Below are 25509 nucleotides of genomic sequence, written 5' to 3' on the forward strand. Positions count from 1 at the left end.
CGATGGGGCAGCTCATTCCATTTCTATTTCAACCGTGAAGCGCGCCGTTTCGTCATCGCGACGAGCACAGCGAGGAGAAATCTCGCGAAGGAAAACCTCGTTAAGGCGCGAAATTTCTCACTTCGCTCGAAACGACAGACCTTCGTCGGCGATGTTGTACGCTGTGCACCATGCTTCGCTTGCTTTAAAAATGGAATAAGAATGGAAAAATCCTCACCTCAAACACATGCGGGTTTCGATCAAGGAAACAACGGAAGCGCTCAGAATGCCGACCCCTGCCTGGACACCATGCAACTCGCGCAACTGGAAGCCTCGTTTCGCCAGTGGATCGACGAGACGCCCCGGCGCGACGTCCGGCTGGCCCGCCGCCGCATCCTGATTGTGTTTCTGCTGATCCGCTACACCGGGGCCAAGCTCAACGAAGTCCTGGCCATGGACCCCTTTGCCGACATTGACGGCCAGGCGGTGTGCATCCGCGACCTGGACGCCCCGGATCGCTGCCAGCGCACCATTGCCATTGGCGAACACCTGAGCGAAGAGATCCGCCAAGCCCTGGCCGATCCCGATTTCCGCGATTCGCTGGGCAATCTTTTTTCGGTTGATCCGGCCTTTGTCCGCAGGAAATTCTACCAACGCGCCGAGGCCTGCGGCTTTGCCAAGCGTTTGGGCGGCCCGGAAATGATCCGCAGGGCGCGGGCGGTGGAACTGGTGCGCGGCAACATGCCCCTGCCGGCGGTGCAAAAACTGCTCGGCCAATCCACGCCCAGCCTGACGGTCGCCCATGTTTCCTTTTCCGACGAGGAACTGCAGCGGGCGACCCAGCTGTTCATGGATCGGGAAGCGACCCGCAAAACCAGCGCCCGGAACACCTTTTTCGGCAAGATCGTGGAGATTCAAAACGGCGACATCCAAGCCCGGATCACCCTGCTCACCCTGGGCGGCCACCGGATTTCCTCGATCATTACCAACGAAAGTCTGGAACGGCTGGGACTGCGGCCCGGCCGTCTGGTCACCGCCGAAGTCAAGGCCCCTTGGATCACCCTGCATCAGGGAACGGCCCCCCTGGCCTGCAGCGCCGACAATCGGTTTCAGGGAGAGATCGTCCGCATCAACGCAGGCAAAGTGAGCACTGAATTTGTCGCGCGGATTGACGACTCCACCGAATTGTGCGCCTTGGCCTCAACCAGCGGCGCCGCAGCCCTTGCACTCCAGGCCGGAGAAGCGGTCTGGGTGACGTTCAACTGTTTTGCGGTTGTCCTGCATGCAGACGACTGAGCAACAAACCTTTCGTGTGGCCGCAGCCGGCGGGCATCGCTTGCAGACGGCGGCTTTTTATCGTCTCACCATGAAGAACAGGAGGAGTGTATGAACAAAGGACTGATTTTCAGCGCTATTTTGGCGTGCAGCTGCGCCGTCGGCCTTGGCGGCACGGCAAACGCCGCCGACAAGGGGCCGGCGGAGATGACTCTGCAGGCCACGGTCGACCCGGCCACCACCCCCAAACCGGCGCAGTTCCCGCACGGGGCGCACCAGGCTCGTTTGGAGTGCGGCGCCTGCCATCACGGCAAGGGCGAGGACGGCAAGCGCGTCGCCTATGTGGAAGGACAAAAAATAGAAAAATGCGAGACCTGCCACAACAGCAAGGCCGGCATGCCGGAGAAGATCAACACCTTCAAGAACGCGGCCCATGCCCTGTGTAAAGATTGTCACGCCAAGGCCAAGGACAAGCCGGAACTGGTCAAGTGCACAACCTGTCACAAGAAATGATCGACCACGTCGTGTTGTGAAGATCGGCGGGCCGTCGCGTATAGGCGGCCCGCCGATTTTGTTTGAACCGGATCGATTGCCGCCTACAGCAATCGCCGGAAGGCCGAGGCCTTGATCACCGCCACCACCTCTTTCCCCTCCGCCAGCTCCAACTCCCGCAAGGATTCAGGCACGATCTGGACAATCAATTGCTGCGCTCCGCAATGCAGCTCCACCCGCACCCGGTTGCCCACGGTGAAGATTTTACCCACCGTGCAGGGGAGCATATTTCTGGCGCTGGTGGCCTCGGGGTGCCGCTTGAACAGCAAAATCTCCCTGGAATCCAGCTCAACGACGTTCTCGTCGCTGTCGCTTTCGTCGGTCAGCACCAGCCGCGCATCGCCCCACGGGTAGGCCCAGAGATCGCCGTGGGGTTGCGGCCGCCCCAGACGCAGGAGATTAACGTAACCCTGCCGGGGCGCGACCCAGGCGGATTGGGCCAGTTCTTCGGTGGCCATTTCCCGCTCCACCCTGCCCTCGCCCACCACCAGCACCTGCTCGGTCATCAGCCGCATCTCCAACAGCGAATGGCTGATAAACAGCAGCGGGATGTCAAAGCGGGCAAACACCTTGTTGAGATAGGGGATGATTTGAAATTTCAGTTCCTCGTCCAAACCGGTAAGCGGTTCGTCCATCAGGATCAAACGCGGGCAGGTCAGCACTGTGCGCGCCAGGGCGATTCGCTGGCGCTCGCCGCCGGAGAGCAGATTGACGCCCCGGTCGAGGAGATGCGCAAGGTTGAGCACCTCGATGATCGCCTCGGGATCGATATGGCGATCCGCCTCCGGGGTGCGCCGCCAGCCGTACAGCAGGTTGCGGCGCACGCTCAGATGGGGAAAGAGGTGCGCATGCTGGAACACCACTCCGACCCGCCGCTTTTCCGGGGGCAGATTGACCCCGGCGGCGGCGTCAAAGAGCACGGTTCCGTCCAGCCGGATGCAGCCGCTGTCCGGCTTGAGCAAACCCGCGATCAAGTGCATCAGGGTTGACTTGCCGCTGCCCGAGGGACCGAACAGACCGATGCGTCGCCCGGTGAGGCTGAACTCGGCGTTGAACTCAAAGGTTCCCTGTTGTTTGCGCACTGAAACGTCGAGCTGCATGCTTACTTCCGCTCCAGGCTTTTGCTGGCCGCGCCGCTGGCGAGCAGCACGACAAAGGAGAGCAGAATCGACACCAGGCAGAGCGAAAGGGCCATGCGGTCGCCGCCGGGCGAGCTGGTGTATTCGTAGATGGCCAGGGGAATGGTCTGGGTGACGCCGGGGATGTTGCCGGCGAGAATGATGGTGGCCCCGAACTCGCCCAGGCTGCGGGCAAACATCAGGGTCATGCCGGCAAACACCGCCCGGCCGGACAACGGCAAGGTGATGGTGAAAAAGGCGTCCCAACCGCCAGCCCCCAGGGTTCGGGCCGCCTGCCGATACGAAGAGTCGACCGATTCCATGCCCAGGCGAATCGAGCGCACCAGCAGGGGAAAACCAACCACCGCCGAGGCGATGATCGCCCCGGTGAGGGTAAAGATGATTTGAATGTCCAAGCGGATCAACCAGGCGCCGATCCAGCCCCGGCGGCCGAAGAGCACCAGCAGCAGATAGCCTATCACCACCGGCGGCAGGACCAGGGGCAGGTTGACCAGCCCCTCGATCACAGCCTTGCCGGGAATGCGGGTGTGCACCAGCAGATAGGCGACGCCAACGCCCAGGGGGGTTGCTAGCAGGGTGGCGGTGCAGGCCACCTGGAAGGAGAGCAGGATCGCGTCAAGATCCGAGGGTTGCAAAAAGGACATGGCGTCGCCTTGGGAAACGGTGGCTGCGAATTACTTCGCGGCGCTAAAACCGTATTTGAGGAACACTTTCAGCCCTTCCGGCCCGGTGAGGAAGGCGAAAAAGGCCTTGGCTTCGGCGTTCTTGGCGCCGTCAACGGTCAGGGCAATCGGATAGGTGACCTGCGCGTACAGATCCTGCGGCGTCTCAAAGAGAATCACCGCCTGGGTCGCCATCAGGGCGTCGGTTTTGTAGACAAAGGCCCCGTCGGTCTCGCCGCGGTCGGCATAGGTCAGCGCCTGACGCACGTCCTTGGCCATCACCAGTTTCTGCCCTTCTTCCAGCTGCTTGTAAATGCCGGCCTTTTCCATGGCCTGAGCCGCGTATTCGCCGGCGGGCACGCTTTTGGGGCTGCCGATGGCAATCTGCTTGAGTCCGACCAGATCGGCCATCTTGGTGACCGCCGGATTCTTCATGCCGACAAAAACCAGGGTGTTGGCGGCGAGAATTTTTTCGCTGGCCGGATCGATTCGTTTCTCGTCGCGGAGATAGTCCATCCACTTCTGATTGGCGGAGATGAACAGATCAGCAGGCGCGCCTTCAACGATCTGCTTGGCCAGGGTTCCCGAAGGCCCGTAGTTGGGGGTGACGGCGGCGTGTTTGCCCGAGGCCGCGAATTGGGCGGACAATTCCTTCATGGCGTCGGTCATACTGGCCGGGACCGAAATCCGAATTTCCTCGGCGGCTTGGAGGGAGGCGCTTGCCCACAGCAGGCTGGCGGCAAGCAGAACAAAGATGGTTTGCAGTTTTTTCATGATAATGCTCCTTTGGGTTGGAATAGACACTCCGGCCAAGGCCAGGAGTGCGGGTGTTCGTTGTTTCGGAAGCGCTTGATTCTTAAGAAGATGCGAAGAGCTTCCGGCGAGGAGAAATCTCCCTTGGTTTGCAATGGCTGAGCGTAGATTGCGGGTGAGGAACGAGCCCCAACAACATCAATTGGCCGTTTATTCGTGGGTGGGCGCAACCACCTGCCCGTCCTACGCTAGACTTTCCTTCTCCGCCATTTCGACGAGTACCGCGAGGAGAAATCTCGCGGGGGAAGAGATGACGAAACAGGGAGCGTTACGCGGGTCATTCGCCGCACAGAGCGCGTAGGTTGCGGGTGAGGAACGAACCCCAACAATATCAACATGTTTCCCCGTTGCCCCCCATTGTCGTTTTCGCTGGCGCCCACGCGGGCCGGCATTGCATCCTTTCGGTTTCATGACGCAAGGTTGCAATCCCACCCCTGTCTCCCTGCGGGAGGGGCATTCTTTTCTTTGCTTGCCCAAAGATAAGAAACAAAAGAAAGGGCAGCCCTGTCGCTGAGACTACCCCGTTCGCCAAGGTGCGGAACCGGCGGGGCAATAACTCGCTGCGCTCAAACAGTTTGCCCCTTCATCCGGTTCCCCACCTCGCCGCTCGGCTCAGCGCCAACGGCCCCCCATCGTGCCCGAATACCCCTCAACGAAACAAGCCGCAGGCCGACGGGGCGATCGTCCGTGGCTACCGGGAGTGCGTTGGGGTGAGGAACGAACCCCAACAACATCAATTGACCGTTTATTCGTGGGGGTGAACGCAACCACCTGCCCACCAAAAAATAAACGCCGTCCGCCCAGAATCAGGCAATCGCCAGCAGGACGTCGGAGGCCTTGATCACGGCGGCAATCCGCATTCCCTCTTTCAGGCCCATCTGCCGGACGCTTTCCGAGGTCAGGATCGAGGTCACGGTGTTGCCGCCGGCCAGATCAATGGTCACCTCGTCGTTGACCACCCCGGAGACGATGCGGCTGATCGCGCCCTCGAGAATGTTGCGGGCCGAGATCTTCTGTCGTTGGACCTCAAGCCCCAGCATCACCGAAGGGGCCTTGACAATGGCCAGCACCTCGGAACCGGGTTCCAGGCCAAGACGCTGCACTGAATTGTCGGTGATCACCGAGACAATGGTGTCCTGCCCCTTGAGGGCCACAGTGACCACGCTGTTCACCGCGCCTTTTTCGATATGAGCGACATTGCCCAGCCAGACGTTGCGGGCGCTGATTTTCATTTCCATTCTCCGTAATGTTTTCAAGGTGTGCACAGCCTCTTCCGGCGAAAAATAGAAGAAGTTGAGAAAGCTGGCGAACTCTCGCTGCAGCAGACGGGCCCGCTTGATGAACTCGTGGCCGGCCTCGGTAAGCACGGTGCCGCCGCCGCCGCTGCCCCCAACCTGCCGGCTGATCAGCGGATCGGGCGAGAGGTTGTTGATGTTCTCAATCCGCTCCCAGGCCGCCTTGTAGCTCATCCCAACGCTTTTGGCGGCCTGGTTGATCGAACCGCAGGCGTGGATCTCCTCAAGCAGCGACACCACCGGATTCCTGGCCTCCGAAGAGCCAATCATGTGCTGGAGAAAAACAGAATCCGAGGCGACTGAGGTGGTTTGCGTGTGCTTGCTGACCATGGCGTGTGCTCCTTTTTTTCGTTATCCTGAAACTGAATAACGAAATACGAAAATAATCCCTGTTTGTAAAGCACCAATCATGCCAATGAGGGACAATCGCACCATTGGTGCGTTTCAACCGGCCTGGAAGACAAGGCGGGCCAGATAAGCGCGGCGCGTTGTCGACAAAAATGAATATGCGCCGCGACATTTGTAGCATTGTTGACAATTACGGCAACGACAGGCCACTCTTTCGGCCCCCCCTGATCCAAGGTCCGCGCAACCATCAAATAACTTATCAATATCACATAATAAAATTACAATATCGGGCAATGGCGCCGAGATTGCTTGAAGTTCGCTATTCCAAAAGGTATATAACGAAAAAATTTTGGAGCCAAGGCTAGGGCAACGTCTGGCTCCGCTTGCTTCAGCACCACCCAAAGGAGAAACCCCATGCACACTGCACACGACGACAAACGCGTCCCAACCGGCAACGCCGCGCCGCTTCGGGTTGTTGGCCGGGTCACGGCCCCCCTGAGCCTGTCCATCGAAGCCCTCCGCTCCATGGACTGTCTGGAAATCGACAACCTGCCGATGATCTGCGGCAGCGGCGAGCCCAAGGGCCGCATCGGCAACTGCCGGGGCGTGCTGCTGGCCGACGTGATCAATCGGGCCGAGGTGCTGGCGCCGGAACACAACGACACCAAAAAGATGTTTGTCGTGGCCGCCTCGGACGACGGCTACAAGGCTGTTTTTTCCTGGCAGGAGATCTTCAACTCCCCCAACGGCGACAGCATTCTGGTGGTGCTCGAAAAAAACGGCCAGCCGCTGTACGACGGCTGCGGCGAGGTGGACCTGCTCTCCGGACGCGACCATCTGACCGGTCCCCGGTATGTTCGCCAGCTTAAAACCGTTGAAATTGTTCTCTTCGCGTGATTTTTTCGCCCACCGTTATTCCAAAATAACATAGCGGATAGATGCGACAAAATTTCACCCGGCAAAACAACCGACAGGGGCAAACGGCGCCACCCCTGTTGCAACCAACGATCCGGTCGTTTTACGCCCGCCGTTATTCCGTATATTCATAACGAAAAAGGAGAGAGCAGTATGCCCCACAAGAGAATCAACGCCCCACTCGTCACCGGATTGATGCTGGCTGTTTTGGCCGCGCCGTTCTCCGCGCAAGCGGCTGAAGAGCGTGCGGAGGAGCCAACCGACGCATTGACTGACGCATTGACCGACGCCGGGGCTGGCGAATTGTCCGGCGTCTTTACCCTGGGCGAGATCGAGGTCAGCGGCAATGCCGAGGACAACAAAAACACCACGGTTGCAAAAATCACGGCCGAGGAATTGCGCGATTTTGACCGCAACACCGTGGGCGACGCCGTCAGCCTGTTGCCGGGCGTTTCCTCCACGGTCACCGGGGCGCGGAACGAGCAAACCCTATCGGTTCGCGGTTTCGACATCAAGCATGTGCCGCTCTTTCTCGACGGCATCCCGATCTATGTGCCCTATGACGGCTACCCCGACCTGGGCCGATTCACCACCTTCGACCTCTCCGAGATTGTGGTCTCCAAGGGATTCACTTCCGTCCTGTACGGCCCCAACACCATGGGCGGCGCCATTAACCTGGTCTCGCGCCGGCCGGAAAAACTCCTGGAGGGCAATGCCGGCATAGGCGTCAGTTCCGGCGACGCCTTCACCACCTACGCCAACGCCGGCACGAACAGGGGCTCCTGGTATCTGCAGACCGGCGGCTCCTATGTGAACAGCGACTATTTTCCGCTGGCCGATGATTTCACCGCCGTCAAAACCGAAGACGGCGACCATCGCAACAACTCCTATCATCGGGATGAAAAGGCGAACGTCAAACTGGGCTTTACCCCCAACAGCGACGACGAATACGCCTTCAGCTACACCTACCAGCACGGCGACAAGGGCGTTCCGCCCTACACCGGGACCGATTCAAGCATAACCCCGCGCTACTGGCAGTGGCCCTATTGGGACAAACAAAGCTACTACTTCACCTCGAAAACCGATTTGGACGGCAAAGCCTATGTGAAAACAAGGGCCTATCACGACATCTTCAAAAACTCCCTGTGGAGTTACGACGACGACACCTATACCACCATCACCAAGAAATACGCCTTCAGAAGCTGGTACGACGACTACACCAACGGCGCTTCGCTGGAACTGGGCACGCCGCTGATTCCCGACAACCTGCTCAAATTGGCGCTGCATTATAAAGTCGACGTGCACCGGGAACACAACGAAGGCGACCCCATTCAGGAATTCCGCGACCAGATGCTTTCCGCCGGCCTGGAAGACACCATCACCTTTTCCAAATCCTTCTACGCCATCGCAGGCGTCAGCTACGACACCATCGAGACCCTGGACGCGCAGAATCTCACCGCCTCCGGAACCCTCGAAGATTTCCCGATGGAAAGCACCTCCGGAGTCAACCCGCAAATCGGCTTCTTTTACCTGCCCACCGAGAAGAGCACGATCAACGTCTCGGTTTCGCAAAAAACACGCCTGCCGTCGATCAAGGACCGCTATTCCTACAAACTCGGAACCGCGCTCCCCAACCCCGATCTGGACCCTGAGCAATCGATCAACTACGAAGTCGGGTACGAAAATCGGCATCTGAAAAATTTTCGCTGGAAAGGCACGCTCTTCTTCAACGACGTCAGCGACTACATCCAGCAGGTCACCGTGCCTGACCCGGACGACGCCAGCAAAACCAAATACCAAAATCAGAACATCGGCGAGGTCGATCTCTCCGGCGTGGAACTGGAGGTGGCCGGTTATCTGACCAACGCGCTGGAAATCGGCTGCAACTACACCTTTACCCAGGCCGAAAATCACACCGACGACACGGAACTGATCAATATCCCCGAACACAAGCTGGTCCCTTATCTCAAATACACCTTCATGGAACGGTTGAGCACCCTGATCGACGCCGAAATCTATTCAGACCGCTTTAGCTCCTCAAACGGCAAGCGGGAGGCCGACGGCTTCATGACGGCCAACGTCAAGTTCGGCTACGACTTCGGCAACGGACTCCTCGCTGAAACCGGCCTGAAAAACCTGCTGGATGAAGACTACGAACTGGAAGAGGGCTACCCCGAACCGGGACGCACCGTCTTTGCCAATCTCCGCTACACCTTTTAACGGGAGCCCTCACCATGAGCAATCAAGAAGCCTTTGAACGCCATTTACAGGCGGCAGTCGCCTTCCACGGCCACCTCTGTCTAGGGCAGATGATCGGGGTGCGTCTGGCCATGCTGGGTTTGCGCCTGGCAGGCGTCGCCGATCCTTTGGGCGAGGACCGCAAAAAACTGATGGTCTTTGTTGAAATCGACCGCTGCGCCGCCGACGCGATCATGACCGTCACTGGTTCGCGGGTCGGCCGCCGCAGCCTCAAGATCGTGGACAACGGCAAAATGGCCGCCACCTTCCTCAACCTGGAAACCGGCGAGGCGGTGCGCATCTGCTCGCGGCCGGACGCCCAGGACAAAGCCCTGGCCCTCTATCCGAACCTGGATGAAAAAGCGGCCCAGATGCGCGCCTACCGGGAGATGGACGACGTCGACCTCTTCCAGACCACCCCGGTGCGGGTTGCGGTCAAGTGCAAGGACATGCCCGGCCGGCCCACCCGCAAGGTGCAATGCGCCGCCTGCGGCGAGACCGTGCTTGACTGCCGGGATGTGGCGTTGGACGGCCAAACCCTCTGCCGCCCCTGCGCCTCGGGCGCGACCTATTACACCGCCGAACCTGACACGGTGGAACAAACCCCGGACGCCCTCCGCCGCGAGGCCCTGATCCCATGAATCTCAGCCAAACATCGAACCCCATGCACACCCTCGACTGGAACCTGGCCTGGCAAGAGGCCCGCAAACACAAAAAGAACGACCGCAGCGACAACAGCCACTGGAACAAACGGGCAGCCTCCTTTGCCCAGCACGCCAGAAAAAGCGCGTATGCCGAAGAGTTTCTCCGCCTGCTGGCTCCGCAACCGCAGTGGTCGGTGCTTGACGTCGGCTGCGGCGCCGGCACCCTGGCCATCCCGCTTGCCGGCATGGTGCAACAAATCACCGCCATTGATTTTTCCGACGCCATGATTGCCCTGCTCAACGCCCACTGCGTGGAACACGGGCTGAGCAACGTCGCCGCCAAGGTCATCGGCTGGGAAGACGACTGGGACCAGGCGGGCATTGCCGAACACGACGTGGCCATTGCCTCGCGCTCGCTGGTGGTCCACGACCTGCGCACCGCGTTGATGAAGTTAAACAACAAGGCCCGCCGCCGGGTGTACGTCGCCTCGCTGGTCGGCGACGGCCCCTTTGACCGCAAGATTTTCGAGGCCATTGGCCGCGAGCTGGATCGCGGCCCGGATTACATCTACGTCTACAACCTGCTGCACCAGATGGGCATCCACGCCGAAGTCCGCTTTGTCAACCACGGCGACAGCGGTTCCACCTACAGCGACCTCGACGACGCGGTGGAAAAATTCGGCTGGATGCTCGACGGCCTCGCGCCCGAAGAAACCGAACGGCTGCGGGGCTATTTCAGCAAACATCTGGTGAAAACAGCCAGCGGCTGGGCGCTGTCGTACCGCCGCTCCGTGCGCTGGGCCATCATCTCCTGGAGCAAAGCAGCATGAAGATCAACGCCAAGGCATTCAGCGAGATCGCCCACACCGTCTTTGCCCCCATCTACCCGGTGATTGCCGATCAGATCGTCGCCGCCACCGGCATTACCCGGGGAACCTGCCTGGACGTCGGCTGCGGCGTCGGCTCGCTGGGCGCGGCCCTGGCGCGGCGCACGGAATTGTTCGTCTATTTCTTTGATCAATCCGAGGAGATGCTGGACCTGACCGAGCACACCATTGACGAGAACGATTTGCGGGGCCGGGCCGGCACGCTGGCGGGCGAGGTTGGCTCCATCGCCCTGCCGGACGGCTCCGTGGATCTTATCGTCAGCCGGGGTTCGATCTTTTTCTGGGACGACCTACCCCAGGCCTTCCGCGAAATCTATCGCGTCCTAGCCCCCGGCGGCCAAACCTACATCGGCGGCGGATTCGGCTCCAAGGAGCTGAAGGACTCGATCCGCCGACAGATGGCGGAGCGCGACCAAGGCGGCGACCAGGGCGGCAACCAGTTCGGCGACAAGATGCGCCGCAACCTTGGCCCGGAGATGCGCGCCCGTTGCGAGCAGGCCCTGGCCGACGCCGGGATCGCCGACTCGACGATCATCCACAGCGAAGACATTGGGTTGTGGATTGTCATACGCAAGCCGAACTGAAATCGGCCAACAGCGCAGCGCTACAAACACTGCGCGCGCCGATCATTCACGACCAACAATTTTCACCCGCTCACAAGGAAGGGATTATGAACCGCCGTTACACCGCCCCCACGGGAAGACTTGCCGCCGCCGTTCTGCTGCTTGCCGCCTGCGCCGCATCTACAGCAACCACTGCAGCCGCTGCAACCGCCGTTGAATCGGAACAAGCCGAGACCACCCAACAACTCAAACCGATTGTGGTTGAAGGAGAAACCGACAGCCAGCGGGAAGACCTCAAGGCCGACAGCGTCACCAACCTTTATCGGGTCGAGGCCAGCGCCCGTTTCGGAACCGAGGTGTTCACGGAAAAAGACATCAAGGCGCTCCATCCGGACAACGTCTTTGATCTGCTCGACAAGGCCGCCGGGGTCAACCTGATCTACCAGGGACGCCGCAGCCCCTACATTGTCGAGGAACGGGGCGGCGGAACCTTTACCTACATCATCGACGGCGCGGTGCTGCCGCCCTCGTCCAACCGGATTTTGTATAAATTTCCCATCGCGGCGATTGAGGAGATGCAGATTGTCCGGGGCTCCACCTCGCTGACCCTGGGGCCGTCGATCCCCATCGGCGCCTCCAACTCGGGCTCGGGCCTGAACACCGGCTTTATCATCATCCGCACCAAGCAGCCGAAAAAAACCGAGGCGGTGCTGACAGCCTCGGCGGAAAAGGCCAACGGCGGACACCCGGTAGAGACCAACGAAAGCGTCTACGCCGGCACCCGATTCGGCGAAGGCGACAAGGGCCAAGACAAATCAGGCGCGGACGCTGGCCCAATCAAAGGGTATCTGGCCGGTTTAGCCGCAAAAATGGATCGTCCCAGCCAGGACGACTGGTATGACGGCCGCAGCAATGAGGGCGGCATGGGCAGCGCCGGCTTTGCCCTGGGCAAGCTCAACGTCAATATGATGGCCTACAAGGATTCGGGCACGCTGGAGATGCAGCGCGGCATCACCGCCGCCGGCGCCCTGATGTCGGACAAATGGTGGTACGACCCTCTTGAAACCACCCTTTACACCACGGACATGGCCCTGCAATGGACGCCCAATCAGACCACCTTGTTCAATCTCTACAAGACCCAGTACGAGCAGACTGAGCACAACGAGAGTTTCACCACCTCAGCCGCCACCCTGCGCGAGTTCGAGGAAGAAACCAGCGGCTTTGGCCTGCGCCACAACGCCCGATTCGGCGACACCCTGGTGCAGTTGGGCGGCCAGGCGTCGAGCAGCAACGGCTTTGGCCCCAACCTCAGCACCGCCTACAACCGCTACGACACCACCATCACCGGCTGGTCCGGTTCGGTGGAGCAGAAGCTGTTCAACGAAAAACTGGTGCTGGACGGCGGCTATCGCCAGGACACCAAGCACATCGACAATTCCAGCACCAAGGTCACGGCGGATAAGGCCAACAACGACGTCGACATGGATCCGGCCAAGGTCTACGCCCTGGGCAGTCGTTGGCAGATCACCGACATGGTGGCGCTCAGCGGCCGCTACTATCACGGCGACCAGGGAACCTCCGGCGATTTCGACATGAAACCGCTGCCCAAAACCGGCCCCCTCAATCCCGAACGCCAGGAACGGATCGAAGTCGGCCTGGAAGCGGAGGTCAAACCCTGGTTCCAGCCCGGCCTGACCTGGTTCGACATCGACACCGAGAACGCCAAAACCGCCTCCAACACCACCTATGTGGCCAACGGCGCCACCTATTATTACTACACCCAGTCGGACGAACTGCGCCGAGGTATTGAGCTGCTAATCAAGGGAACCATCGCCGAAAACACCACCTACAAACTGAGCTGGACGCGGATGCTCGACGGCGAAACCACCAGCAACGGCGTCACCACCGACGCCCTGGGGGTGACCACCCCGGAAAACCTGTTCGGCCTCACCCTGAGCCACCGCTGGGACCCGTACCGCTTCAATTTGTCGATCAAGCAGGTGGATCAGTGGACCAACACCGGCAGCCCCATGGGCGTCAGCACGGTGGACGGCATCGGCGATTACACCCGGATCGACGCCAACATCCAGCGCGACTTCCAGCTCAGCGAAACCCTGCTGACCGCCACCCTGTTTGGCCGCAACCTGGGCGACGACAACTACTCCAGCCGCTACGTCACCGGCTACTACCCGGATCGCGGCCGGACCGTCGGCCTGGAACTGTCCTGGGCCTTTTGAGGAGGAATGTCATGCTGTTAACGGTTGGACACACAGACCGGCTCGGCGCATGGCTGAAGGCGGCGCCATGAGCATGCAACCCACCGACGTCCGGGTCTACAACGAAACGGCTTTGGGAGTCAATGCGCCGATCTACGCCTACTATGCCGAGCGGATCGACGCCCGCACCGGGGTGTTCGCCGGAACCTGCCTCGACCTCGGTTGCGGCGGCGGCTACCTGGGCCTGGCCCTGGCCCGGATCACGGATCTGGACTGCATCTTCCTCGACCAGTCGCCGGAGATGCTAGCCTGCGCTGAAGAGAACATCAAAGCCTTTGGCTGCGCCCACCGGGCCCGCACCCTGCGCGGTCAGGTTCAGTCCATTCCCCTAGCCGACGGTTGCGTCGATCTGGCGATCAGCCGGGGATCGCTCCCTTTCTGGGAGGATCTGGCCGCAGCCTTTGCCGAGATCCGGCGAGTGCTGCGGCCGGGCGGCCACGCCTACGTCGGCGGCGGTCTGGGCGATCCCAACACCCGTGCCGAGATGGAAGAACAGCGGCGCAAGCTCTACCCCGAGTGGCGGCAAAAAAAGCGCACCCCGCCCCAGCGCGACAACCGGCAGTATATCGAGGGCTTAATCAAGGCGGGCATTGACCCCTTTGAGGTCAACCGCAGCGACGAGGGATTATGGATCTTCTTTCAAAAATAACTCCGCATCCAGCGGAAACAGAACCGGTTCCAGGCGGCAACGAAGCACACGCCGACCACGGAGCCGCTGCGGCCGGGTCTGCGCGGATTCTTGCCGAGGCGGCGGCGGTGCTGGCCGAAATCCACGGCGCCGCCCTGGAGTCGCTGACCATCGAACGGCTGGTGGTAGGCGTTTTCTTTGTCGGGGTCAAGCTTGCCAACGGCCAGGGCGGGGTCGCCTACACCCCGCCGGAGGTGGTCCGCAACGCCGGCCGCCGCATCCTCCGGGGCGGCTCGCCCATGGTTCGGGGCATGACCGCCGGCGCGGTGATCCGGGGTGATCTGGTCCACCCCTTTGCCGAGGTTATCCGCCTGGCCACGCTCAACGCGCTGTCCGCCTCGCTGTTTGCCGGCAGCCGCTACTGCCTGGACGGCGGCGACGATCTTTCGACCATGGACGCCCTGTTTATCCGGCGTCGGGTGTGCATGGTGGGGGCGATCATCCCGCTGCTCAAACGGTTGCGGGAGCTTGATCCGGCCGAAGTGGTGGTCATCGACCGCAAAAAGGAAACCCAGGCCGAGGCCCAGGCCGGCTACGGCGTTTTTGCGCCGCCGGAACAGACCGCCGAACGCCTGGCCTGCTGCCAAACAGCGGTGTTCACCGGGGCCGCCGTCGCCAACGGCAGCATCGAGGAATTGATCGACTTGGTCCCCCCGGAGGCGGCCATCGCCGTGGTGGGGCCGAGCGCCGGCTTCGTGCCGGAGCCGCTCTTTCGCCGCAGGGTCGCCCTGGTCGGCACGGCCATGGTCACCGACAGCGACCGCGCCCTGGATCTACTGGCCGAGGGCGGCGGCGGCTACCGGCTGTTTTCCGGCTGCGTGCGCAAACTCAACCTGCTCAACGTCCCGCGCCTGCAGCAACTGGGACTGACGCATTCTTAAACAACCAAGGAGCAACAATGGAAGCCAACTACTTTGACACGTATGAAAATCTGGTGCAGCAGGCCGGCACCTTTCACGGCGACATCTGCCACGGCATCAAGATCGGCACCCGCATGACCATGAGCGGGCTGCGCCGGATCGGCGTCACCGACCCCAAGGGCGCGGACCGGAAAAAGCTAATCGTCTTTGTCGAGATTGACCGCTGCACCACCGACGCGATCATGGCCCTGACCGGTTGCCGCCCGGGCAAGCGCACCATGAAAATCCGCGACTACGGCAAAATGGCCGCCACCTTCATCAATCTGGAGACCAACAAGGCCTTCCGGGTGGTGATCAAAAGCCACAAGAAGCCCGGCGAAAACGAAAACGACGCCCAGCCCGATTTTGCCAACCTGCCCGAGGAGGAATTGTTCACCATTACCGAGGTGGAGGTTCCGCTCCGCCCCGAGGATCTGCCGGGCAAGCCGCTCTCCCGGGTGGATTGCGCCCACTGCGGCGAAACCATCATGGACGGCCGTGAGGTGCGCCGCGGGGAACAGATTTTCTGCACGCCCTGCGCCTCGGAGGCCGACTACTACCGGGTTGTCGGCTGACCTGGCGTGTTGCAACGCCCGCATGGAATCTCCCGAGATTCCGCGCAGGCGTTGGCAATTTCACCATGGCCCGAAGTAGGGGCGCACGGCGTGCGCCCTTTTGAGTGCGCCCTTCTGGGCCGGTTTAATTCTTTGCTTGGGCGCATGCCATGCGCCCCTACACGAACACCAAATATCTTTAACTGTGCTTTTTTTCATTTTGCAAACATCTCACCCTTCTCAACCCATTTCCCTGCCGGATTTCTTCGGCAGCACCTGGAGCACTGCAATGAACCATCCGCCCTGGCGCCGTCCCGGCGCAGATTCGCCCCCCCTGCCCCCCTGCCTGCGGCTCGTCCCGGCCCTGGTGCTGGCGCTGATCATGCTGCTGGCGCCGCTGAGCGCCCAGACGCGCGAGATCGTCGACATGAGCGGCCGCAGGATGACCATCCCGGACAGGGTGACCAAGGTGGCGGCGGTGTCGCCGCCGGGAACCTACCTGCTCTACGCCATTGATCCTGCCCTGCTTGCCGGTCTCAATTTCCCGCTCTGGGACAGTGAGAAAAAATACACCGTGCCAGGCTACCGCCAGTTGCCGGTGATTGGCGGCTTGGCCGGTCAGGGCCGAACCCTCAACCGCGAGGTGCTGCTTCAGGTCAAGCCGGATTTCATCATTCACTGGGCCTGGAAGGACGACGCCGCCAATCAGAAGTTTCTTGAATCCATGGCCGCCATGCCGTTCCCGCTGGTGACGGTGCGCCTGGGCAGCATCCTCGATTATCCCGAGGCCCTGCGTTTCATCGGCGACCTCACCAACCGCAGGGAGCGCGGCGAAACCCTGCGCGGTTACGCCCAAACAGCCATCGACCAGGCCAAGACGCTCACCGCCGCAATCCCCGACAACAAAAAAATCCGGGTGTACTACGCCGAAGGCACGGACGGCCTGAGCACCGAGCGGGCCAGTTCGTTCCACGCCGAACTGATCCCCCTGGCCGGTGGGGTCAACGTTCACCATGGCGAAGAGATGGACCATTACGGCATGGAGAAAATTTCGATGGAGCAGTTGCTGCTCTACGATCCCGAGGTCATCCTGGTCAAAGAGCCAACCTTTTTCACCACCGTGTTCACCGATCCCCGCTGGAAGAACCTGCGCGCCGTGCGGGACAAGCGGGTCTATCTCATCCCCTTTGAGCCGTTCAACTGGTTTGACCGGCCGCCCTCGTTCATGCGGCTGCTGGGCGTCAAATGGCTGCTCAACCTGCTCCATCCCGATCTGTATCCGGTGGACATGTTGGCAGAAACCCGCGCCTTTTACACCCTTTTCCTCGGCGTTGAGCTGAGTGAGGCCCAGGCCAGGGAAGTGCTTAACCGATGAAGCGGATCGCCCTGCCCTTGCTGGCCCTGCTCCTGATCGCGGTTGCCCTGGTTTCCCTCTACCTTGGCAAATACCGGGTGCCGCTGGCCGACATCCTGGCCTTTGCCGGCTGGAAGGCGTCCGGCGGCGCCGCACTCTCCGCAGAACAACGCAGCCTGCTGACCAACATCCTGTTCGACATCCGCCTGCCGCGCATCATGGCCGCGATCCTGATCGGGGCCTCGCTGTCGGTGTCCGGAACCGCCTTTCAGGCCCTGTTCATCAACCCCCTGGTCTCGCCGGGGCTGCTCGGCGTGCTCGCCGGGGCCTCGTTCGGCGCCGCCCTGGGCATGATTCTCTCCAAAAGCTGGCTGATGGTGCAGTGCTCCACCCTGCTGTTCGGTTTTGCCGCCGTCGGGGTCGCGGTGTCCATTGCCCGCATCTTCCGGGCCCATTCGATCATCATGCTGGTGCTGGGCGGGATCATCAGCGGGGCCTTTTTCACCGCCTCGCTCTCGATCGTCAAGTACGCGGCCGATCCCTCCAACCAGCTGCCGGCGATTGTCTACTGGCTGATGGGCAACCTCTCGGCCGTGGACGGCCGCACCATGCTGCTGGTCAGCCTGCCCATGCTGCTGGGCATGATCGTCCTGATTTTGAACGGCGGCCGGCTCAACGCCATGAGCATGGGCGAGGAAGAGGCCAAGTCGCTGGGAATCAACGTTGGCAGGGTGCGGATGACGGTTGTTTTCCTGGCCACCCTGATCAGCGCCCTGACCGTGGTGATCGGCGGCATCATCGGCTGGGTGGGATTGATCATCCCCCACATCTGCCGGATGCTGGTCGGCCCGGACAACCGTGTGCTGTTGCCCGCCGCCGCCCTGGTGGGCGCGGTGTACCTGCTGGTGGTGGACAACGTCTCCCGGCTGCTGTTCTCCTTTGAGATCCCGACCGGCATCGTCACCTCGCTGATCGGCATCCCCTTTTTCGTCTTGGTGCTGAAAAACGCCCATAGGAGCTGGCGATGAACGCGCTGATTCAAACCCTGGCCGTCAGTTTTGCCTACCACGGCCGCAAGGTGCTGCACGAGGTGACCCTGGATTTCCAACAGGGCGAGGTGGTTTCCCTGCTCGGCCCCAACGGCAGCGGCAAGACCACCCTGCTGAAAATCCTCCTGGGGCTGCTCAAACCGGACAGCGGCTTTGTCCACTTTGAGAACCGGTTGCTGCAGAGCTACCCCCGCAATGCACTGGCCAAGCGGATCGCCTATGTGCCGCAGGTGCACCGCGAGGCCTTTGCCTACACCGTGGCCGACGTGGTGCTGATGGGGCGCATGCCCTACCACGGTTTTTTCTCGACCTATTCGGCCCAGGACCGGGAGATCGCCACGGCCGCCATGGCCCGGCTCAACCTCCTTGACCTACAAGACCGCGCCTACACCGAAATCAGCGGCGGCGAGCGGCAGTTGACCCTGATCGCCCGGGCCATCGCCCAGGGGGCAAACGTGTTCATTATGGACGAGCCGGTCAACGGCCTTGATTACGGCAACCAGATGCGGTTGCTGCGCGACGTCAACGGACTGGCCAAGGAGGGCTTGACCTTTATCATGACCACCCATTTTCCCGACCATGCCCTGATGACCGCCGACCGGGTCATTCTGCTCAAAGAGGGCGCAGTGCTTGCCGACGGCTGCCCCGAGGCGACCATCACCCGGGAAACTCTGCGCGCCCTCTACCGCATCGACGTGCATGTGGCGGCCATTCCTGGATACAACGGCAACGGCAGGGTCTGCGTGCCTGCCTGGGCACTGTGAGGCGATGATGGATTGGATGAATGAGCTGCACAACATCGTTGATTACGGCGTGCTCGGATTGCTGCTGCTGCTCAGCGTTGCGGCGGTGTCCCTGGCCCTGGAACGGTTCCTGGTCTACCGGGTTGTCCGGATCGAGACCTTTGCCGACCGCCGGGAGCTGGAGCTGCACCTGACCCACAAGCTGCACCTGATTGCCACCATCGGCGCCAATGCGCCGTATATCGGCCTGTTGGGCACGGTGCTGGGGATCATGCTCACCTTTTACGACATCGGCACGGCCGGGTTCGACACCACCAAGATCATGCAGGGGTTGGCCCTGGCGCTCAAGGCCACCGCGCTCGGCCTGCTGGTGGCCATTCCGGCGGTCACCCTCTACAACCTGCTCCTCAGAAAATGCAAGGTGCTGCTCATGCAGTGGGACATCCGTGATGGACGAAAAGGAATTTGACTATCTCAACGTCATTCCGCTGGTGGACGTGATGCTGGTGCTGCTGACCATTGTCCTCACCACCTCCACCTTCATCGCCGCCGGCTCCATCCAAGTGGAGCTGCCCAAGGCGTCGACCAGCGAGGAGACCACCGCCCCCCACCCCCGAACGGTGAGCATCGACAAAGAGGGCCGCATCTGGCTGGAGGCGGAGGAGGTGTCGCTGATCTCGCTCGCGGCGGTTCTGGAGGGGGTTGACCGGGAAACGCCGATCCTGGTGCGGGCCGACAAGAGCCTGGCCCTGCAGGGATTTGTCGACGTGTTCGGGGCGATCAAGCAACTCGGTTTTACTCATCTCAGCCTGCAGACCGAGCAGACCCCATGAGCCGCCAAAGCAAAGCCACCCAGATTTCGCTGTTGCTGCACGCTTTCCTTATCCTTGGCGGACTGCTGCTCAGCCGCTATGCGACCACCCAAACACCGCCGTTGGTGATTGATTTTTCGATTGCAACCGCCGAAGCCGCAACCGGCCCGCCCAACCAGCCGGCCGGCGACGAACAGCAGAAACCGGCTGGCGCGGAACCGGCGAAGGCCCAACCGGTTGCTCCCCCAAAAGAGCCGCAAAAAGAGCTGCTCAAGCCCGCAATCAAGCAACCGCAAAAACCCAAAAAACCAGCGGCCCCAAAGCCCAAGGCGGCAAAGGAAGCGGCGAAAATGCCAGCCCAGCCCGCCGTGCAGCCAACCCCGGAACCAGCGCCCGCGCCAAAAACTGACGCCCAGCCGGAGGAATCGAACGCGGAAGCGCAGACAGGAACATCCCAGAGCGACCCGGGCGGTTCAACCGCAGCAGCTTCAACCACAGCAACCGCTTCAAACCAGACAGCGGCCGGCAGCCAGTCGGGAGGCGCACAGCCGGGCGGAAAACACGAAGGGACAGGAGGCGGCGCAGGGGGCGGCGGCAAGGCGAGTTACAACTTTGAATACATCCGCCGGCTGATCCTGAACAACCTGAGTTTCCCGGCCACAGCCCGAAAGATGGGGCTGACCGGCAAGATCGTGGTCTCGTTTCTGCTCAGGGAAGACGGCCAGGTCGAGGACATCGCCATTGTCTCCGGCTCTGGTCACGAAATCCTCGACAACAACGTGGTGGCCACCATCCGCAGGATCGCCCCCTTTCCCCGGCCGCCGGCCCGCGCCCAACTGGTGCTGCCCATTGTCTACAACCTCAAATAGGCCGACTCGGTTTCGCCGCCCCTACATTCTTTGAACAAGATGTTGATTTACCGTCGATAATCCACAGAATAATGACGCAGCTGCGGGTTTTTTTCAGGCGTGTTGGCCTCGGAGGATCGTGCCCACAATCCTGCGTGGGAACGAAAGGATGCAATGACGGCTCGCGCGCATCGGCGAAAACAACAAGAGGAACGAGGGGTAAACATATGGATATTGTTGGGGTTCGTTCCTCACCCACAACCTACGCGCTGGGCCGCGAATTAGCCGGGAACGCTCCCTATTTCGTCATCTCGACCAACGGGAGAGATCTCTTCCCCCGTGAGATTTCTCCTCGCTGCGCTCGTCGAAATGACCGAGATGGAAGGTCTTGCGCAAGAGTGGGCAGCGAGGATGGTTGGGGTGAGGAACGAACCCCAGCTTTATATCCATCCTAATCCCGATAGCCACGGACGTCCGCCCCGCCGGGGTGCGGCTTGTTTCGTTGAGGGGTGTTCGGGCACGATGGGGGGCCATTGGCGCTGAGCCGTTCGGCGAGGTGGGGAACCGGATACAAGGGGCAAACTGTTTGAGCGCAGCGAGTTATTGCCCCGCCGGTTCCGCACCTTGGCGAACGGGGCAGTCTCAGCGCCAGGGCTGCCCTTTCTTTTGTTTCTTTTCTTTGGGCAAGCAAAGAAAAGAAAGCCCCTCCCGCAGGGAGACAAAGGGTGGGTTTTATAACTTTGGGTCATAAAACCGAGAGGATGCAATGCCGGCACGCTCGCAGCGGCGAAAACGGCAAGAGGAACGAAGGGTAAACATATGGATATTGTGTTGGGGTTCGTTCCTCACCCGCAACCTACGCGCTGTGCCGTGAATGAACTGCGAAACACTCGCCAACGCTCCTCATTGCGTGAGCTCGACCGGTGGGAGAGATCTCTTCCCCCGCGAGATTTCTCCTCGCTGTGCTCGTCGAAACGACCTCTCCGAGACGTCGTCTCAAGCGTGGATGCAAGCGAGAGATCCCATACCGTCAAACGGTCTCTGGCTGAAGATTAATCGTAATCAAAAAAATTGACGTTCCACCATCGACAACCCACAGGAGGATGAAGTGAAAAAAAAGTTTCTTGTATCTGGACTCACGTGTTTGTTGAGCCTCTCCCACCATGCCGTCCGGGCGGAGACCGCCACGCTTGAACAGATCACCGTGGAAGAAACCGCCGTGGCCGAGCAATCGCTGGCCGCCCCCAAAGAGACGATTGCACTCGATCAGGAGCCGGTCCGGCCCGACACCCTCAGCGAGGCCCTGAAGGATATTTTTTACGTGGAACTCCTCAAAGACGGCAGTTACAACGCCGAGCCCTACATTCGCGGCCGGGGCACGAAAGGCGTGCCGGTGTATCTCGAAGGCATGCGTCTCAACGCCGGTCACAACGATTCCACCAATCTGCTCAGTATGATCGACGTTGGTTCGGTGGACGTGTATCGCGGCGCGAACGCCTCCACCCTGGGCATGGGGGCCATGAGCGGCGCGGTGGTGGCCAAATTCGCGGAACCGACCTTCGGCAAGACCGACGCCTTTGGCGCGTCAGGATTTATGAACGTGCAAAGCGGGTTGTTCTCGGAATCCGGCCTGTCCACCTCCATGGGGGCAGAGGTGTTCAACGACCGCTTCAGTTTCTCGCTCAGCGGCGGCGTGTCCGACTTTATGGGATACGAGGACGGCAATGGCGATGAAGTGCTCCATTCGGGGTATGAGATGTCCAACTACAACGGCGCGGCGGCGGTCAAGGTCAGCGACGACAGCTACGCCTATCTCCGCTACATGAAAATCGAGGCGGATTCCGAAGATCCCTTTTCCCGGTATCAGAACGGCGGCGTCTGGCTGTACACCGACAGACCCAACGACGACGGCAAATACTACTTTGTCGGGTATCGGGACGCCTCTCTGGGCGGCCTGAAGGATGTGGACGTGCAGCTCTATGGCAACGACCTGCACTACGACGTCAATACCAACCGCGAGGCCACGCCCTCAGAAATGAACCAACTCTACCGCGAAAGCGAGACCCGGGGCGGCAAGGTCTCGGCCAAGAAGGCCTTGGACGATCATCTGCTCTCCTTTTCCACCGGCTACTCCAAAATGGACATCACCAACGGCCTGCGCAAGTTCAACATGGCGACCAAAACCTGGGGTGACTGGACCAACGCCTACGGCATCAGCGGCGGGGACATCAGCTCGTATGCGCTCAACGCGGCCGACGACTTCACCTACGACAAGGCCTTTTTCAACCTGTCGGGCGGCTACGAGCATGTGCGGCGCAATGTCGACTCCAACATCAACACCTCGGCGCTGGCAAAGCTTGTGCCTGCGGCGCTGTTGGATCAGATACGGCAGGAGGACACCCATGAAGACGACAACCTGTTCTCCGCCGGCGTCATTGCCGGCTACAAATTCTGTTCCGCCTTTGTCCCCTACGTCAAACTGTCCAACGCCACGCGCACCCCTTATTTCAACGAGGCGTATGGCAACAATCCCGGCAACGGCTCGCAGATTCCCAATCAGACCCTAGACAACGAAACCGTCTGGGGCGCCGACCTCGGCGCGGACGGCAAGCTGGGCGCCTTCTATTACACCAGCGCCCTCTACTATCAGAAATATTCGGATTACATCGAGTTGGTCAACACCGGCTTCAAAACCACCGCCGGCTTGCCGATCAAACAATTCATCAACCTTGACGACGCGGAGATCTACGGGGCGGAAGCCATGGTTGGCTATAATCTGGGCGGCGACCGTTTTGTCGAGGCCAGCTATCTGTACACCTATGGCGAAAATGAAACCTACGACCAGCCGCTGGCCTACATTGCCCCGCAAAAGCTGACCGTTGCCGTGGGGCAGCGCCGGGAGCTGGGGTTGAACTGGCGCATTGAGGAGATGATGGTCGACAACCAGGACCGGATATCGAAAATCAACGGCGAGACGCCGACCGCCGGCTATGCGTTAACCAATCTTTCCATCAGCTATGCCTTTGATCAATGGGCCTGGGCCAAAAAAACCGTGGTGGCCTTTGATCTCAACAATGTGTTTGACTGCGAATACCGCGAGCATCTGGACCGGGTGTCCTCGACCGCGTGGTATCTGCCCGACGATCCCGGCGTCAACGGCCTGCTTTCGCTGCGCGTGCAGTTTTAGAGCCTGCCATGCGCCTGTTTGCGATCTATTTATTGCTTCTGGTTGCGGCCCCATGCGGGGCCGCGCTGGAGGCCGCCGGCCCGATACAACAGCGGGCAACGCCTGCGATTACGCGGGTGTTCGGCTCCGCGCCGCCAATGACTCTTTTGGCCTATGTGCTGAACTCCGACACCCTGATCGCCGTCAACGCGCCTTTGAAAAACAGCGCCAACAACGCCGAACCGCGCTTTTTAAGCCCGCGCTTCCTGCAACTGCCGGTGTTGGGAGGCTGGCAGGGCGACCACCAGCCCAATCTTGAGGAAATTCTCCTGGCCCATCCCGAGTTGATCGTCATCTGGGACACGCCCCTGCTCAGCGACCGGGTTGTCGCTGATCTGCAGAAAATCAACATCCCCGCAGTCAAGGTCAACATTGACCGGACCGAATCGTATCCGCAGGTTTTCCGCATGCTGGGCGAGGTTTTGGGTAAAAAAGATCGTGGCGCGCAGTTGGCCCGATACGCCGAAGAGGAGCTGCGACAGTTGCAGGCGTTCACCGCGTCCATACCGCCGGCAAAGCGGGTTCGGGTCTATTACGCCGAGGGCCAGGACGGGTTGCGCACCGATTGCGAACACTCCTTTCACGCCGAACCCATCACCTTTGCCGGCGGCGAAAACGTGCAGCACTGCACCCAGAGCACGGTCATGGGCATGGTGTCCGTCAATTTCGAGCAAGTCCTGCAATACAATCCTGAGGTAATTATTGCCCAGGAACAGGAATTTATGCGCGCCATCACCCAGGACGACAAATGGCGCAACCTAGCGGCGGTGAAGAAAAAACGCGTCTATCTTGTGCCCAGAACCCCGTTCAACTGGCTTGACCGCCCGCCTTCGCTGATGCGGATACTCGGCGCCCACTGGTTGGCCGCCGTCTTGTATCCCGACCAATATCCCTATGACCTGCGGGCAAAAACAGCGGCCTTTTTCACCCTGTTCTTCGGCGTGACCCTGAGCGGCGAAGAGCTGGATCAATATTTCGCCGCTCCTTCAGGCCTCTGAGCGCAATAACGCCTGCAGCGCGTTTATGGCGCTGCAGCTTGTGTTGTTGGGGTTCGTCCCTCACCCGCAACCTACGCGCTGTGCCGCGAATTACCCGCGAAGCACTCGCCAACGCTCCCCATTGCGTCATCTCGACCGGAGGGAGAGATCTCTTCCCCCGCAAGATTTCTCCTCGCGGTGCTCGTCGATGACGAAGCTGCGCGCTTCACTTTTGAAATAGAAATGGAATGAACCCAGTGGCGAAATCCAACATCGCATCATTGCGCCCTGCTGGCGCGATGATCGTTCCCTGCGCACGCCGTGGGAATACGACCTGGGACGCTCCAGCGTCCGAGACACCGGAGCAAACAATCGCCAGTGCCGGGATGGCCACGGCTAGGCGATCAAATCGCTCTATCTCAATGATAGGGATACTGTCCCCGAAAATACAAAAATCGATTTCTTGCGATACTTCGGTATCCAGATAACGTGATACTTGCAATCCTACTTGGCGTGGCTTAGGCTTTGTTCGTCGTACATGGGGAGTCTCCTCTTCTTGAACTTTGAGCGGTTCTGAAGTCGTAGACTTCCCATTTCTCCCGGAACTGTCAAACTTGGGAGTCCACCGGCAGAGCCGATAGTTTACCTATTTATTATTACCTGGTTCAGTGAAAAAACATCTATAAAATCAACGTAAAATTAAAATCAACATATTGAAATTTCAGTAAAAATATTGCAATATCCGCCTGTCCTGAAAACTCACTTGGCAGGTG

At 60.4% G+C, this 25509-nt stretch carries 23 protein-coding genes; 19 read left to right on the forward strand and 4 right to left on the reverse strand.

Going from position 1 to position 25509, the window contains the following annotated elements:
- Positions 1 to 288 precede the first annotated feature (288 nt).
- The gene (locus RCH93_RS10295) at positions 289 to 1275 is read left to right on the forward strand and encodes a TOBE domain-containing protein (RefSeq protein WP_306548303.1); all 987 of its coding nucleotides are present in this window, start codon (positions 289 to 291) and stop codon (positions 1273 to 1275) included.
- Between the two features lie 90 nt (positions 1276 to 1365).
- Entirely contained in the window at positions 1366 to 1767 is a 402-nt protein-coding gene (locus RCH93_RS10300; protein ID WP_306548304.1) for a cytochrome c3 family protein, read from the forward strand.
- 83 nt (positions 1768 to 1850) lie between these two features.
- Here RCH93_RS10300 and modC read toward each other — a convergent pair whose 3' ends face one another.
- From modC to RCH93_RS10320, 4 genes are all read right to left on the reverse strand, one after another.
- A complete protein-coding gene (gene modC / locus RCH93_RS10305; protein WP_306548305.1) occupies positions 1851 to 2906 on the reverse strand; it encodes a molybdenum ABC transporter ATP-binding protein in 1056 nt (351 codons plus the stop codon).
- Between the two features lie 2 nt (positions 2907 to 2908).
- Complete coding sequence (gene modB / locus RCH93_RS10310) at positions 2909 to 3589, reverse strand: molybdate ABC transporter permease subunit (protein WP_306548306.1); 681 nt, start codon at positions 3587 to 3589, stop codon at positions 2909 to 2911.
- Between the two features lie 30 nt (positions 3590 to 3619).
- Positions 3620 to 4381 (reverse strand): molybdate ABC transporter substrate-binding protein, encoded by a 762-nt coding sequence (gene modA / locus RCH93_RS10315; RefSeq protein ID WP_306548307.1) that lies wholly within the window; start codon positions 4379 to 4381, stop codon positions 3620 to 3622.
- Between the two features lie 845 nt (positions 4382 to 5226).
- Positions 5227 to 6045 carry a TOBE domain-containing protein gene (locus RCH93_RS10320; protein WP_306548308.1) on the reverse strand — a complete coding sequence of 273 codons (819 nt, stop codon included), beginning with the start codon at positions 6043 to 6045 and terminating at the stop codon, positions 5227 to 5229.
- Between the two features lie 432 nt (positions 6046 to 6477).
- Here RCH93_RS10320 and RCH93_RS10325 point away from each other — a divergent pair, with 432 nt between their 5' ends.
- From RCH93_RS10325 to RCH93_RS10405, 17 genes are all read left to right on the forward strand, one after another.
- The gene (locus RCH93_RS10325; RefSeq protein WP_306548309.1) at positions 6478 to 6960 is read left to right on the forward strand and encodes a molybdopterin-dependent oxidoreductase; all 483 of its coding nucleotides are present in this window, start codon (positions 6478 to 6480) and stop codon (positions 6958 to 6960) included.
- Between the two features lie 171 nt (positions 6961 to 7131).
- On the forward strand, positions 7132 to 9198 hold the full coding sequence (locus RCH93_RS10330) for a TonB-dependent siderophore receptor (protein WP_306548311.1): 2067 nt from the start codon (positions 7132 to 7134) through the stop codon (positions 9196 to 9198).
- A gap of 14 nt (positions 9199 to 9212) precedes the next feature.
- Positions 9213 to 9857 carry an FmdE family protein gene (locus RCH93_RS10335; protein ID WP_306548312.1) on the forward strand — a complete coding sequence of 215 codons (645 nt, stop codon included), beginning with the start codon at positions 9213 to 9215 and terminating at the stop codon, positions 9855 to 9857.
- On the forward strand, positions 9854 to 10690 hold the full coding sequence (locus RCH93_RS10340) for a class I SAM-dependent methyltransferase (RefSeq protein WP_306548313.1): 837 nt from the start codon (positions 9854 to 9856) through the stop codon (positions 10688 to 10690). Before RCH93_RS10335 ends, RCH93_RS10340 begins: the two co-directional genes overlap by 4 nt.
- Entirely contained in the window at positions 10687 to 11331 is a 645-nt protein-coding gene (locus RCH93_RS10345; protein WP_306548314.1) for a class I SAM-dependent methyltransferase, read from the forward strand. The genes RCH93_RS10340 and RCH93_RS10345 overlap by 4 nt, the downstream gene beginning before the upstream one ends.
- A gap of 86 nt (positions 11332 to 11417) precedes the next feature.
- On the forward strand, positions 11418 to 13547 hold the full coding sequence (locus tag RCH93_RS10350; RefSeq protein ID WP_306548315.1) for a TonB-dependent receptor plug domain-containing protein: 2130 nt from the start codon (positions 11418 to 11420) through the stop codon (positions 13545 to 13547).
- Between the two features lie 67 nt (positions 13548 to 13614).
- Positions 13615 to 14235, forward strand: a complete 621-nt coding sequence (locus RCH93_RS10355; RefSeq protein WP_306548316.1) for a class I SAM-dependent methyltransferase — start codon at positions 13615 to 13617, stop codon at positions 14233 to 14235.
- The gene (locus RCH93_RS10360; RefSeq protein ID WP_306548317.1) at positions 14214 to 15155 is read left to right on the forward strand and encodes a DUF364 domain-containing protein; all 942 of its coding nucleotides are present in this window, start codon (positions 14214 to 14216) and stop codon (positions 15153 to 15155) included. Before RCH93_RS10355 ends, RCH93_RS10360 begins: the two co-directional genes overlap by 22 nt.
- A gap of 17 nt (positions 15156 to 15172) precedes the next feature.
- Positions 15173 to 15748 carry an FmdE family protein gene (locus RCH93_RS10365; RefSeq protein ID WP_306548318.1) on the forward strand — a complete coding sequence of 192 codons (576 nt, stop codon included), beginning with the start codon at positions 15173 to 15175 and terminating at the stop codon, positions 15746 to 15748.
- 268 nt (positions 15749 to 16016) lie between these two features.
- Entirely contained in the window at positions 16017 to 17102 is a 1086-nt protein-coding gene (locus tag RCH93_RS10370; RefSeq protein ID WP_306548319.1) for an ABC transporter substrate-binding protein, read from the forward strand.
- On the forward strand, positions 17099 to 18109 hold the full coding sequence (locus RCH93_RS10375; RefSeq protein WP_306548320.1) for an iron ABC transporter permease: 1011 nt from the start codon (positions 17099 to 17101) through the stop codon (positions 18107 to 18109). Before RCH93_RS10370 ends, RCH93_RS10375 begins: the two co-directional genes overlap by 4 nt.
- Positions 18106 to 18894 carry an ABC transporter ATP-binding protein gene (locus RCH93_RS10380; protein WP_306548321.1) on the forward strand — a complete coding sequence of 263 codons (789 nt, stop codon included), beginning with the start codon at positions 18106 to 18108 and terminating at the stop codon, positions 18892 to 18894. Before RCH93_RS10375 ends, RCH93_RS10380 begins: the two co-directional genes overlap by 4 nt.
- 7 nt (positions 18895 to 18901) lie before the next feature.
- A complete protein-coding gene (gene exbB / locus RCH93_RS10385) occupies positions 18902 to 19342 on the forward strand; it encodes a TonB-system energizer ExbB (RefSeq protein WP_373693281.1) in 441 nt (146 codons plus the stop codon).
- Entirely contained in the window at positions 19323 to 19706 is a 384-nt protein-coding gene (locus RCH93_RS10390) for a biopolymer transporter ExbD (protein ID WP_306548323.1), read from the forward strand. Before exbB ends, RCH93_RS10390 begins: the two co-directional genes overlap by 20 nt.
- Complete coding sequence (locus RCH93_RS10395; RefSeq protein WP_306548324.1) at positions 19703 to 20554, forward strand: energy transducer TonB; 852 nt, start codon at positions 19703 to 19705, stop codon at positions 20552 to 20554. The genes RCH93_RS10390 and RCH93_RS10395 overlap by 4 nt, the downstream gene beginning before the upstream one ends.
- 1087 nt (positions 20555 to 21641) lie before the next feature.
- Positions 21642 to 23720 (forward strand): TonB-dependent receptor, encoded by a 2079-nt coding sequence (locus tag RCH93_RS10400; RefSeq protein ID WP_306548325.1) that lies wholly within the window; start codon positions 21642 to 21644, stop codon positions 23718 to 23720.
- An 8-nt stretch (positions 23721 to 23728) separates the two neighbouring features.
- Positions 23729 to 24757 (forward strand): ABC transporter substrate-binding protein, encoded by a 1029-nt coding sequence (locus RCH93_RS10405; protein ID WP_306548326.1) that lies wholly within the window; start codon positions 23729 to 23731, stop codon positions 24755 to 24757.
- The last annotated feature ends 752 nt before the right edge of the window (positions 24758 to 25509 follow it).

It is taken from the genome of Desulfobulbus sp., from assembly GCF_030824455.1.
GTDB lineage: Bacteria > Desulfobacterota > Desulfobulbia > Desulfobulbales > Desulfobulbaceae > Desulfobulbus.